Origin of the sequence: Lentzea atacamensis (assembly GCF_003269295.1) — a bacterium.
GTDB classification, from domain to species: Bacteria; Actinomycetota; Actinomycetes; order Mycobacteriales; family Pseudonocardiaceae; genus Lentzea; species Lentzea atacamensis.
This window is the reverse complement of sequence record NZ_QLTT01000001.1, coordinates 1503403-1515826: the sequence shown is the minus strand read 5'-3', so window position 1 is coordinate 1515826 and position 12424 is coordinate 1503403. Positions and strand designations below refer to the sequence as shown.

The 12424-nt window shown below is 69.1% G+C and carries 12 protein-coding genes; 4 read left to right on the top strand and 8 right to left on the bottom strand.

Annotated features, from left to right (window positions below; translation table 11 throughout):
- Positions 1-13: 13 nt before the first annotated feature.
- Positions 14-1309, top strand: coding sequence for a hypothetical protein (locus C8D87_RS07180; RefSeq protein ID WP_411711348.1), 1296 nt, complete (start codon positions 14-16; stop codon positions 1307-1309).
- On the opposite strand, the gene C8D87_RS07175 is transcribed toward C8D87_RS07180, so the two are convergent.
- From C8D87_RS07175 to C8D87_RS07160, 4 genes are all read right to left on the bottom strand, one after another.
- Positions 1296-2336 carry an NAD-dependent epimerase/dehydratase family protein gene (locus tag C8D87_RS07175; RefSeq protein WP_112225985.1) on the bottom strand — a complete coding sequence of 347 codons (1041 nt, stop codon included), beginning with the start codon at positions 2334-2336 and terminating at the stop codon, positions 1296-1298. The genes C8D87_RS07180 and C8D87_RS07175 overlap by 14 nt on opposite strands.
- Positions 2337-2389: 53 nt before the next feature.
- Positions 2390-3715: a sensor histidine kinase gene (locus C8D87_RS07170; RefSeq protein ID WP_112225984.1), complete on the bottom strand. Its 1326-nt coding sequence runs from the start codon at positions 3713-3715 to the stop codon at positions 2390-2392.
- A complete protein-coding gene (locus tag C8D87_RS07165) occupies positions 3712-4383 on the bottom strand; it encodes a response regulator transcription factor (protein WP_112225983.1) in 672 nt (223 codons plus the stop codon). The genes C8D87_RS07170 and C8D87_RS07165 overlap by 4 nt, the downstream gene beginning before the upstream one ends.
- 82 nt (positions 4384-4465) lie before the next feature.
- A complete protein-coding gene (locus C8D87_RS07160) occupies positions 4466-5569 on the bottom strand; it encodes a beta-1,3-glucanase family protein (RefSeq protein WP_233441955.1) in 1104 nt (367 codons plus the stop codon).
- A gap of 146 nt (positions 5570-5715) precedes the next feature.
- Here C8D87_RS07160 and C8D87_RS07155 point away from each other — a divergent pair, with 146 nt between their 5' ends.
- Positions 5716-6690: an alcohol dehydrogenase catalytic domain-containing protein gene (locus C8D87_RS07155; protein WP_112226318.1), complete on the top strand. Its 975-nt coding sequence runs from the start codon at positions 5716-5718 to the stop codon at positions 6688-6690.
- Here the strand turns inward: C8D87_RS07155 and C8D87_RS07150 are convergent.
- From C8D87_RS07150 to C8D87_RS07135, 4 genes are read right to left on the bottom strand one after another with little or no spacing between them, the layout of a single operon-like run.
- Positions 6687-9011 carry a glycoside hydrolase family 65 protein gene (locus C8D87_RS07150; RefSeq protein ID WP_112225981.1) on the bottom strand — a complete coding sequence of 775 codons (2325 nt, stop codon included), beginning with the start codon at positions 9009-9011 and terminating at the stop codon, positions 6687-6689. The genes C8D87_RS07155 and C8D87_RS07150 overlap by 4 nt on opposite strands.
- Positions 9008-9685: an HAD family hydrolase gene (locus tag C8D87_RS07145; protein ID WP_112225980.1), complete on the bottom strand. Its 678-nt coding sequence runs from the start codon at positions 9683-9685 to the stop codon at positions 9008-9010. Before C8D87_RS07145 ends, C8D87_RS07150 begins: the two co-directional genes overlap by 4 nt.
- A 7-nt stretch (positions 9686-9692) precedes the next feature.
- Positions 9693-9914 (bottom strand): hypothetical protein, encoded by a 222-nt coding sequence (locus C8D87_RS07140; RefSeq protein WP_109636027.1) that lies wholly within the window; start codon positions 9912-9914, stop codon positions 9693-9695.
- Between the two features lie 24 nt (positions 9915-9938).
- Positions 9939-10640, bottom strand: coding sequence for a VIT1/CCC1 transporter family protein (locus tag C8D87_RS07135; RefSeq protein WP_112225979.1), 702 nt, complete (start codon positions 10638-10640; stop codon positions 9939-9941).
- Between the two features lie 23 nt (positions 10641-10663).
- On the opposite strand from C8D87_RS07135, the gene C8D87_RS07130 reads away from it, so the two are divergent.
- On the top strand, positions 10664-11623 hold the full coding sequence (locus C8D87_RS07130) for a zinc-binding alcohol dehydrogenase family protein (RefSeq protein ID WP_233441954.1): 960 nt from the start codon (positions 10664-10666) through the stop codon (positions 11621-11623).
- 98 nt (positions 11624-11721) lie between these two features.
- A complete protein-coding gene (locus C8D87_RS07125; protein WP_211337275.1) occupies positions 11722-12366 on the top strand; it encodes a hypothetical protein in 645 nt (214 codons plus the stop codon).
- Positions 12367-12424: the final 58 nt, after the last annotated feature.

Genomic DNA, 12424 nt, shown 5'->3' with positions numbered 1-12424 from the left:
TCCACCCTGGACCATGGGAAAGTGTTGTGGTGCTTACGGAATTGTGACGCACGAAAGAGTTCTTACGATTGCCTTGCGTGGTCTGCGTACGCCCGTGAGAACCCCTAGGTTGGGCGCGGTGCGTATAGCCATCGCCGGGCTGCTCGTCGCGGCAGCCGTCATCGCCGGCCTGATCGTCAACGCCCAGAACCCGGGCCTCCTCTTCGCCTCCGCGGCACCGATCTTCGGTGACTGGCAGCCGCACGCCGGCCCCGGCACTCCCGCCGCGCTCCTGATCGCGTTCCTGGTCATCGCCAAAGGACCCGAGCTCGCCCGGCACCGGTTCGCGCTGCCGATCGCGTACGTGACGGCAACGCTGTGGACCTTCTCGCTCGCGATGATCGACGGCTGGGACAGGTTCGTCACCAGGCTCACCACCGTGGACGAGTACCTGCACGAGGTTCCCGGCGTCACCGACATCCCCGCCATGGTCACCGGGTTCACCCAGCGCATCCTGGACTTCCAGCCGGACTCGTGGACCACGCACGTCTCCGGGCACCCGCCCGGCGCGCTGCTCACGTTCGTCGCGCTCGACCGCGTCGGGCTCGGGGGAGGAGCGGCGGCGTCGATCTTCTGCGTCCTGGTCGGATCGCTCGCCGTCGTCGCGATTCCCAAAGCCATCGGCGACAACGCCGTGCTGCCGTTCCTGGTGCTGTTCCCCGGCGCGATCTGGGTGGGAGCGTCGGCGGACGGCATGTTCATGGGCGTCGCGGCCGTCGGGATCTACCTGCTCACCAGGTGGCCGCTGCTGGGTGGCATCGTGCTGGGCTGGTGTCTCTTCCTGTCGTACGGCCTGGTGCTGCTCGCCCCGCTCGCGATCGCCGCGCTCTGGCGTCAGGGCGACCGGTTCGGGGTCATCGGCCGCCGGATCGGCTGGGCTCTCGCGGGCGCGCTCGCGGTCGTGGCGGCGTTCGCGGTGAGCGGCTTCTGGTGGCTCGACGGCTACGAGCTCGTCAAGATCCGCTACTACCAGGGCATCGGTGACGTCCGGCCGTACTGGTACTGGGTGTGGGCGAACCTCGCGGCACTGGCACTGGTCATCGGCCCCGCCGGAGTCAGGGGGCTGCGCAAGGACAAGTGGATCATCGCGGCGGGCATCGCGATCCTGGCCGCCGACCTGTCCGGGCTGAGCAAGGCCGAGACCGAACGGATCTGGCTGCCGTTCGCGGTCTGGCTCCTCGCCGGCACCGCGAAGCTCGACAGGAGGTGGCTCACCGCGCAGGCCGTCACAGCACTGGCGGTGAACCACCTCGTGCTCACGAACTGGTGATGGACTCCCGCTGCGACGCGGACGCGAACGCCCGCACACCCGTGGCGAAGTCCACCTCGGCCTCGAAGCCCAGCACGTCCAGCGCCTTGGCCGGCGACGCGACGACGTGCCGCACGTCGCCGGGCCGGGCACCGCCGACGATCTCCGGCGTCGGTCCGTCGCACGCGTCGGCCAGCGCGAAGGCCAGCTCGCCGATCGTGTGCGGCGAGCCGGAGCACACGTTCACGGCCTCGAACCCCGGCCGCGGCGACTCCAGCGCCAGGACGTTGGCTCGCGCCACATCGGTGACGTGCACGAAGTCACGGCGCTGCCTCCCGTCCTCCATCACGCGCGGCGCCAAGCCGTTCTGCAACGCGGAGCGGAAGATCGACGCCACACCGGCGTAAGGGGTGTCGCGCGGCATCCGAGGGCCGTAGACGTTGTGGTACCGCAACGCCCACACGCTGCCGCCGGTCTGCCGCGCCCACGCCGCCGCCAGGTGTTCCTGCGCCAGCTTCGTCGCGGCGTAGGTGCTGCGCGGCTCCAGCGGAGCGTCCTCCGGCACCAGCTCCGACACGACGAAGTCGCCGCAGAAACACCGCGGTTCGTAGGCACCGCGGGCGAGGTCGGCCGCCGTGCGCTCGGCTCGTACGACGCCGTGCGACAGGCAGCGGTACCTCCCCTCGCCGTACACGACCATCGACGACGCCAGCACCAGCCGCGACACCTTCGCTCTGTACATCTCGGCCAGCAACACCGCCGTGCCGAGGTCGTTGTGGCGCGCGTAGGAAGGCGCGTCGAACGGATCGACGCCGTGCCCGACCATCGCCGCCTGGTGGCACACGGCGTCCACAGTGGACAGCAGTGGCCGCAGCACGTGAGGTGAGGTCACATCGCCGATGACAAGTTCGTGGTCCAACGTGGGAACAATGCCGTGGGCCTCGGGCAGCAACGCGTCCAGCAGCACGCATTCGTGGCCCTGCGCGGCCAGCTCGTCCGCGACGTGCGACCCGATGAACCCGGCTCCGCCGGTGATCAGTACTCGCATCTCTCGACCGTAGGACCACGCGCAGGGTCAGCGCGCTGCCGAGGGCGATGACGTCAGGACTTCGTAATAGCTGGAAGTTCCACCACGAACCGTGCTCCACGCGGGAAGCGGTCCTCCACCCAGACGCGGCCGTGGTGGCGGTGCACGTGCTCGCGGACCAGGGCGAGCCCGAGTCCGCTGCCCGTGTCGCCGCCACGGCTACCGGGCCTGCCCCGCGCGAACCGCTCGAAGATCTGCTCCCGCAACGCCTCCGGCACGCCGGGACCGTCGTCCTCGACCTCGACGCGCGCCATGTCGCCGGACTGGCGCACCGCCACGCACGTCGCTCCGTCCGCGTGCCGTTCGGCGTTCTCCATCAGGTTGGCCAGCACGCGGTCCAGCCGCCGACGGTCACCTCGCACCCGCACTGGGGACGCCGACACCGGCACCGCCCGCCGGCGCGTGGCGACCACGTTGCGCACCAGGGCGCTCAGGTCGAGCTCCTCGGGTTCGTAGTCGTCGGTCTGGTCGTCCCGCGAGATCTCCAGCAGGTCCACGACCATGCGCGCGAACCTGTCGACCTCGGAGGTGAGCAGCTCCAGGGCGGTTCCCGCGGTTCCCGGCAGGTGCTCGCGCCGCCTGCGGAGCACCGCGCCCGCGTTGACCATCGTCGTCAGCGGAGAGCGAAGCTCGTGCGACACGTCCGAGGCGAACCGGGCGTCCCGCAACGCCCGTTGCTCCAGCGCGCTCGCCGTCGAGTTGAACTTCGCCGCCAGTGCCGCCAGATCCGGGTCGTCCTGGTCGGGCAGCCGGGCGCGGAGATCGCCACCGGCGATCCTGCCCGCGGCGGAGCTGAGCTCCGCCAGCGGTTTCAGGGCCCGTTTCGACGCCCACGAGCCCAGCGCGGCGCCGAGCAGCGCTGACCCGATCGTGCCCGCGATCAGCACCGCGCTGAGGAACCCGGACGTGCGGTCGAGCTGCTGCAGCGGGAACAGCTCGACGTAGACCGCGTTGCCCGCCACGGGCCTCGCCACCGCGATGACGGGCTGGCCGTCCACGGTGAGCCGCGCGCGGCCGGGTGGGTGCCGCACGAGCTCGGGGGGCAGCTGCGACGGTTCGACCTTGCGGCCCGCGGTCACCTGACCATCGGGGCTCAGCACCAGGATCGACGAGTCGGGGCCCGTGGTGAGCCCGGTGAGCAGCTCGTCGAGTCCCGGCGAGGACAGCGACTTCTCGACCAGCCGCACGTTCACCTCTGCCTGGCGCGTCGCGCTCGCCTCCCGCTGCCGCAGCATGTAGCCGGAGGCGAGGTTCCACGTCGCGAACGCCAGCACGCTCGTCACGACCAGCAGGCCGAAGCCGAACGCGAGGGTCACCCGGCAGCGCAGCGTGAGTCTCACGAGCGGATCCGATAGCCGGCACCGCGCACGGTGAGCACCAGAGCCGGGTCGTCCGGATTGGCTTCGACCTTGCGCCGCAGTCTCCTTATGTGCACGTCGAGCAGTCGAGTGTCACCAAAGTAGTCATATCCCCAAACCTTTTGCAGCAACTGCTCCCTGGTGACGATTCGGCCGCCCGCACCAGCGAGTTCCAGCAGCAGCCGGAATTCCGTCCTGGTGAGGTGAACGCGTTCCCCCGCTCGGTGCACAAGGCCTTCCTGCGGACGGATTTCCAGATCGCCGATCCGAACTGTTTCCCGCCCTGGTCGGCGCCTGCGCAACAACGCGCGGATCCGCGCCGCGAGAACGCTCGCCATCAACGGTTTCGTGACGTAGTCGTCCGCACCGGCCTCCAGCCCGGCGATCACGTCACGGGCGTCCGTGCGGGCTGTGACCACGATGATGGGCAGGTCACCGCGTGCCCTGAGGGTCCGCACGACCTCCAGGCCGTCGACACCCGGCAATGTGAGGTCGACCAGCACCACGTCGAACCGCTCGGTCTCCAAACGCGGTAACGCCTCTTCACCCGAACCCGCCTCGTCAATCGTGAAACCCTCGTCGGACAAGGCGAGGCTCAGCGCCTGCCGGATTCGCTCGTCGTCTTCGACCAGCAGGACCCGTACGCACACAACGACTCCACTGTGTGAGAGCCGCGGCGACGGCGCCTCACACAGTGGAGTGAAAGTCGATCAAAAGCAAGAATGGTTCGGTTCAGAATGCGGTTAGCGTGACTTTTGCCGAACGCGGGTTGGGTTCGTGGACAAGTGACTCGAACGCGCCGACGTCGTCGAACGCGAACCCGTACGCCTTCCCGTCGACCATGTTGGCGTGCACGATCTTCGAGTAGTGGTTGGTGGTCGAGCGGGTGTAGAACTCGGCGGCGTTGTACGTCGGCTGGGTGTGGAGGTACCCGAGCGTCGAGCGGTTGAGCGCGGCGCACAGCGAGCGCGAGATCGCGCCGACGTCGTTGTTCGGGGCCGCGAGCCGTCCGTCGCAGTTGAAGATGTCCCGCGTCGACGGCTGCTGGAACGACGCGACCTGCTGGCCGGCCGTGTTGGTGAAGTTGAGGACGCCACCACTGGTGCGGCCGGTGAACTTCCGGTTCGGCTCGTTGCGGTACGGAACGACGGTCAGCGGCGTGTTCGCGTAGGTCGACCACGTGCTGCTGACGTAGTTCTGGAAGTACGAGCTCGAGAACACGCCCGCGTCGAGGCCCTTGCTCGGGTTCAACACGCGCAGCCGCGTGCCGTCAGGCCTCGTGTAGATCAACCGCGCCCAGTCGCCGCCCAGCTGCTGGTGCTGGTCGAAGATGCGGTTGCGGCCGCCGGAGACGAGCTGGCCGGTCCGCTTGGTGGCACCCGCCTGGGACGTCGCCTCGACCGCGTGCGGAACCGAGAACATGTCCACCTGGGAGCTGTTCAGCCACAACCCGCCGCCGTTGTAGGTGAACTCGCTCCAGTCGAACAGGATGTCGCGGTTCGGGTCGCCCGCCGCCCACGGCGCCGGCTGCACCAGGCCTCCCGGCACCAGGAAGAACTTCAGCTTGTCCCGGAAGGACATGTAGAGGCGGCCACCGGCGAGGTTGATCGGGATCTGCAGGGTCCGGCTACCACCGTTGCCGGGGCCGGGAATCGAGACGTCCGGTGCGGGCGATGGGGGGATCGTCCCGCCGGACCAGGGGGTGAACTGCCCGCTGGCGTTCACGTAGCCGAGCCGGCCGCCCATCTCGCCGAACACGTACAGGTGAACCGCGTCGCCGCGGCCGGAGCTGTTCGTGACGGTGAGCGGGAGCAGGTTGGGTGGAGCTGCTTGCACGGGTGCAGACAACGTTGTCAGCCCTAATAGGGCCGATGCTGCCAGCCACAGGAGCTTGCGCATCGACTATCTCCTCACTGAGACAGGGTTCGTGAGAGCGCTCCCATGGTCAGCGTGATCGTGTTGATATGTCAAGAATGGTTCTCATGCGCGCGCTTACGGTGGATCTTGCACGAGCCGGTTCCCTGTCGTTGACCGAACTACCCGATCCGGTGCCTGGACCAGAGGAGTTGCTGGTCGAGGGTGTCGCGATCGGCATCTGCGGGACGGACCGCGAGATCATGCGCGGCGAGTTCGGCACCGGCGGGACTCTCGTGATCGGACACGAGTCGCTGGGACGGGTGATCAGCGGGCCGGGGTTCGAGCCCGGCTCCCTGGTGGCCGGGGTGGTGCGGCGGCCGGATCCGGTGCCGTGCGCGGCATGTGCGCGCGGGGAGTTCGACATGTGCCGCAACGGGCAGTACACCGAGCGTGGGATCACCGGCCTCGACGGCTACGGCTCGACGTTGTGGACAGTGCCTGCCTCCTATGCCGTCGGTGTCAGCTCTTCGACCGGCGTGCTCGTCGAACCGGCTTCGGTGGTCGTGAAGGCGTGGGAACGGCTGGACCGGCTGGCGCTGGTGCCGTTCGAGAGCGTGCTGGTGACGGGTGCGGGCCCGATCGGGTTGCTGGCGGCGCTGATCGGCGTGCAGCGCGGGCTCGACGTGCACGTGTTCGACCTGGCCGCCGACGGCCCGAAACCGGAACTGGTGGAGTCGCTGGGCGCCACCTACCACCGCTCCCTGCCCGATCACCAGGTCGTGATCGAGGCGACCGGGGCGCCCTCGCTGGTCGCGCGGCTGCTCGGGCGGGAGCTGGTGTGCCTGACCGGTGTTCCGTCCACGGAGGTCGTCTCGGCGGACATCGGGCAGGCGAACCGGGACATGGTGCTGCGCAACGGGATCGTGTTCGGCACCGTCAACGCGAACGTGCGGCACTACCGGGAGGCGTCGGCGGTGCTGGAGCGAGCGGACGACGCCTGGCTGTCGGCGATGATCACTCGCCGGGTGCCGCTGGAGTCGTACGCGGAGGCGTTCGAGCAGCGGCCCGGCGACGTGAAGGTGGTGCTGGAACTCGGTTAGTGCCTGCGCGGCTCCCGGCCGAACGGCAGCTCCGGCCGGTCGAGCTCGGGAGCCTTCGGGATCGGCATGGTCACCGCGTTGCCCGCCGTGATCGTGATCGGCTCGCCGTGATGCCTGGTCCTGAGCTCGGTGCCGTCCACGATCCGGTAGGTGGCCTCGGTCTCGCACACGTCGATGGAGATCCTGGTGCCCCGGAACGCCATCCGGAACGAGAACCGGGTGAGCGAGGCCGGCAGCCGTGGCGCGAACGTGAGCTCGCCGCCGTGGTCGCGCATGCCGCCGAACCCGGCCACCAAAGCCATCCACGCGCCCGCCAGCGACGCCATGTGCAGGCCGTTGTTGACGTTCTCGTGCAGGTCGTGCAGGTCGGTGAACGCGGCCTCGACGAGGTAGTCGTACGCGAGGTCCAGGTGGCCGACCTCCGCGGCCAGCACGGCCTGCGTGCCCGCCGACAACGACGAGTCGCGCACGGTGCGGGCCTCGTAGTAGGCGAAGTTGCGGGCCTTCTCCTCCGCGGTGAACACGTCGCCGCGCACGTGCATGGCGAGCACGAGGTCCGCCTGCTTCACCACTTGGCGGCGGTACAGGTCGAAGTACGGGAAGTGCAGCAGCAGCGGGTACTTGTCCTGCGGGGTGTTCTCGAAGTCCCACTCCGCGTGCTTGGTCCAGTTGTCCGCCTGCGGATGCACCTCGAGCATCTCGTCGTAGGGAATCGCCATCGCGTCGGCGGCGCGGCGCCAGGCCGCGATCTCGTCCTCGGTGGCGTTCGCCTTGTCCGGGTGGCGTTCCGCGGCGTCGGCGGCGGCGCGCAGGTTCTGCTGGGCGATCAGGTTGGTGTAGACGTTGTTGTCGACGATCGCCGAGTACTCGTCCGGGCCGGTGACGCCGTCGATGCGGAACCCGTCGTGCCGGTCGTGGTGTCCGAGCGAAGTCCACAGACGTGCTGTCTCCACCAGGATCTCGGTGGCCTCGTCGTGGGCGAAGTCCTCGTCGCCGGTGGCGTTGAGGTACTGCTGGGTGGCGTAGGCGACGTCGCCGGAGACGTGGAAGGCCGCCGTGCCCGCCGGCCAGTAGGCCGAGCACTCGGCGCCGTTGATCGAACGCCACGGGAACGCGGCGCCCTTGAGCCCCAGCACCTTCGCGCGGTCGCGAGCCTTGTCCAATGTGGAGTGCCGCCACCGCAGCGCGTCGCGGGCCGCGTCGGGCACCGTGTAGGTGAGGACCGGGAGCACGAACATCTCGGTGTCCCAGAAGGCGTGGCCGTCGTAGCCGGGCCCGGTGAGGCCTTTCCCCGGGATGGCACGGGTTTCACCGCGCGCACCCGCCTGCAGGATGTGGAACAACGCGAACCTGATCGCCTGCTGCAGCTCGTCGTCGCCCTCGATCTCGATGTCGGCGACCTGCCAGAAGTCGTCGAGGAAGTCCCGCTGCTCCTTCAGCAGCCCCTCCCAGCCGGTCTGCAGCGCTCCCGCGAGGGCTGCTTCGACCTGGGCGCGCAGCGCGGGTGTGGAGCGTTTGCCGGACCAGCCGTAACCGAGGTACTTGGAGAGCTTCAGGCAGCTGCCCGCGCTCACGTCGACGGCCGCGGTGAAGCGGGCGAGATCGGCTTCTGCCCGGATGTCCGTGCGGATGTCCGGCCCTCCCGCGATGTCGACCTCGTGGTCCATCGCGGCGGCCATGCGCAGACCGGACACCTTGGTGTGGTGGCACAGCACGGCCCGCGTCTTCTCGGCCATCGTGAAGTCGTTGACCAGCGGCGACTCCAGCGCGGCGGCGACGCGGGGATCGTTGGTGCGGTGGATCGTCGGCTCGTTGGCCAGCAGGTCGGACTGGACGACGAGCTGCACGTCGTCCATCGGCTCGACCTCGTACCGGATCGCGGCGACCGCGCGTTGCGTGAACGACACGAGCCGCTCGCTGCGCACGATCACGCGCCGGCCGGTCGGCGACTCCCAGAGCGTGCGGCGGCGCAGTGTGCCGGAGCGGAAGTCGAGGACGCGTTCGTGCTCGATCGCGTTGCCGTAGCGCATGTCCAGCGGCTCGTCCTCGACCAGCAGCCGGATGATCTTGCCGTCGGTCACGTTGACGACGGTCTGGCCGGCCTCCGGGTAGCCGTAGCCCGCTTCCCCGTACGGCAGCTGGTGTTCCTCGTAGTAGCCGTTGAGGTACGTGCCGGGCAGGCCGCGCGGCTCACCCTCGTCGAGAGTGCCGCGCAAACCGATGTGGCCGTTCGACAGGGCGAACGTCGACTCGGTGCGGTGCAGCTGGTCCACCGCGAGTCCCTGCCAGCGCAGCTGCCACGGTTCGATCGCGTAGCTCATGACAGCAGCTCGTCGAGCTCGTTGACCACCACGTCGGCGCCGTTGGTCTTGAGCGCTGCCGCCTGGTTGCCGCGGTCGACACCGACGACGAACCCGAAGCCGCCCTTGTGTCCCGCCGCGACTCCCGCGAGCGCGTCCTCGTAGACGGCGGCGTTCTCCGGTGAGGTTTTGAGCCTTCTCGCGCCTTCGATGAAGGAGTCCGGTTCCGGTTTGCCGCGCAGGTTCGACGTGACGATCACGTTGCCGTCCACGAGGGCGTCGACGTAGTCCAGCAGGTTCCCCGCGCGCAGCACGCGCAGGGCGTTGGCCGATGACGTGACCACGCCGATGGGAACGCCGGCCTCGCGCGCGGCCTGCAGGTAGCGGACGGAAGCGGGATAGGGCGTGATGCCCTCCTCGTCGATGATCAGGTTGACCAGGTCGTTCTTCTGATCGCCGATGCGCCGGATCTCGTCCTCCGACGGCGTGAGGCCGCGGGACGCGAGGAAGCTGCGGACTCCGTCGTAGCGCGGCTTGCCGTCGACGTAGGCGAGGTAGTCCTGCTCGCTGAACGGCTGGCCCATGCCCTCGAACGTCTGCTTCCACGCCTTGCGGTGCAGGACCGCGGTACTGGTGAGCACGCCGTCGAGGTCGAACAGCAACGCCGTGATCTTCTCCGGGATACCGAGGCTCATCCTTCGATCATGCACCCGTCTCGTCGTCCTCGCCGCGTTCTTCTTTGAGACGTTCGTCGAGCGGCCGGGGGTGGGCCTGCTCGTACTCGGTCATCCCGTACTTGTCGGACTCGGCCCAGCCCTCCGGCGGGTCCATGCCCTCCTCCAGCGGGTCCTTCTCGAGGTTGTCCTCGTCGAGGCCTTCGTAGTCGAGGTCTTCCGGGACGTAGGCGCCGCGTTCTTCACTCATGTCTGGGCAGTACCCAGTTCGGCGTCATCCGATGCTTTGGCCGACGAGCGAGCCGATCGCGTAGGTGACGCCCATGGCGATCAGTCCACCCACGACGTTGCGGACGATCGCGCGCTGCCGCGGTGCCCCGCTCAGCCTGGCGCTGATGAAGCCGGTCAGCGCGAGGGTCGCGATGGCGGCGACGACGGTGATCGGGACGCGGAGGCTGGTGGGGCTCAGGATGATCGCCGCCAGCGGGAGCAGGGCGCCGACGGTGAACGAGATGAAGCTCGCGATGGCGGCACCCCAGGGGTTGGTGAGCTCCTCCGGGTCGATGCCGAGCTCGGCCTCGGCGTGGGCGGCCAGTGCGTCGTGCTTGGTGAGCTGTTCGGCGACCTCCTGCGCGGTGTCCGGGTCGAGGCCCTTCCCCTCGTAGATGTCGGCCAGTTCCTCGAGCTCCTCCTCCGGCGTTTCCTTCAGCTCCTGGCGCTCCTTGGCGAGGAGGGCGCGTTCGGCGTCGCGCTGGCTGCTGACCGACACGTACTCGCCGGACGCCATGGACATCGCGCCCGCGAAGAGTCCGGCGAGGCCGGCGACGAGGATCTGAGCCTTTTCCGTGGTGGCGCCGGCGACACCCACGACGAGGCTGGCGGTCGAGACGATGCCGTCGTTCGCGCCGAGAACTCCCGCGCGCAGCCAGTTCATCCGATCACCGGTGACCTCGTCGTGAGGCTCGTCGTGCACCATTTCCGCAGGCTAACCTGGGAGTCGTGCTTTCGTGGCAGACCACGCCGCTGCGGCCCGTGGACGTGCCGGTGCCGTCACCCGCTCCGGGGGAGTTGCTGGTGCGGGTGCTCGCCTGCGGGGTGTGCCGGACCGATCTGCACGTGGTGGACGGAGATCTGCCCGTACATCGGCCATCGGTCGTGCCGGGGCATCAGGTCGTGGGTGAGGTTGTCGTCGCTTCTGGCGGTTTCGTCGTGGGGGAGCGGGTCGGCATCGCCTGGCTGCGGCACACGTGTGGCTCTTGCCGGTTCTGTTTGCGCGGTGCAGAGAACCTGTGCCCGTCGTCGCTGTACACCGGGTGGGACGCTGACGGTGGCTATGCGTCTTATGCGGTCGTTCCCGCTGCTTATGCACTTCGGTTGCCCACCGGGTATTCGAACGAGTCTCTGGCGCCGTTGTTGTGTGCGGGGATCATCGGCTATCGGGCGTTGAAGCGGGCTGAGGTTCCTGACGGCGGGCGGCTGGGGATCTACGGGTTCGGCGGGTCCGCGCACCTGGCCGCGCAGGTCGCCGTCGCGCGCGGGTACGAGGTGCACGTGGTGACCCGGTCCGCGGCCGCTCGCGACCTGGCCCTGTCGCTGGGGGCGGCGTCGGCCTCCGCGGACGTGCCTCCGGTGCCGCTGGACTCGGCGGTGCTGTTCGCGCCGGTGGGCACGTTGGTGCCGCCTGCCCTTGAGGCGCTGGACCGCGGCGGGACGCTGGCGATCGCCGGGATCCACCTGTCCGACGTGCCGGTGCTGTCGTACGAGCGACACCTGTTCCAGGAGCGGCAGGTCCGGTCGGTCACCGCGAACACGCGTGCCGACGCTGCCGAGTTCCTGTCGTTCTGCGCCTCGCACCGGCTGTCGGTGGCCGTCCAGCCGTACGCGCTGTCCGAGGCGAACCTGGCCCTGTCGGACCTCCGCGCGGGCAGGGTGACGGGTGCAGCGGTGTTGGTGGCCTGATGTTTTGCCTGGTCAGAGGTCAGGTATTCAGTTTTTGTCAGACCTGCGTGGCACCATGTCGAACAGGTGTTCGTGTGTGCTATAGGAGGTCAGTTCAGATGCAGATCGATCCCAGTCGCTGGCCGGGCCGCGTGGTGCCGTCGACCAATGCCGACGTCGACATCGCGGTCGAATCCTTGTGCGTGCGAGCCTCGTGGCCGGATGCGGACCGCCGGTGGATCCGCCGCCTGCTGGAGCCGTGGTTCAAGGCGGGCTGGAGCGTCGACGCCCTGCTGGTGGCCGTCGACACCCGCCCGGACGGCACGCGCCAGGGCAGGCCTCGCTCCCGCTCGCAGGTGGCCCACGAGTTCCTGCGAGCGCGCCTGATGGTGTGGACGGCGGACGGCGCGCGCCTCGCCCGCCCGCCTTTAGCCGGTGTGTCGCTGGGCGAGTGGTACCGCGTGAACCGTCGCAACGCCGCTCTGCACGCGCCGCGCTCCCGCAGCGCGCTGACGTCGGAGGGCGAGCGCGCGCGGGCCGAGTCGCGCGCTCTGGCCCACCGCCGCGACCCGGTGGAACGCAGCCGCGAGAAGGGCCGGCGCCGCCAGGAGGTGCTCGACAGCCTGCTGGTGCCGGGCCAGGAGGCCCCGTCGTTCGCGGACTCGTGGCGCCTGGTCGCCGAACTGATCCCGGTACCGCGCGTGTGCTCGGCGTGCGGCCATGTCCGAAACGAGGTGACACGCCCGGCCCATCGAGTTGCGTAGGTGTTCACCTGCGTCTTCGGTGAATGGTGGTTGAAGCCGGCGAGTGCAGGGAACACGG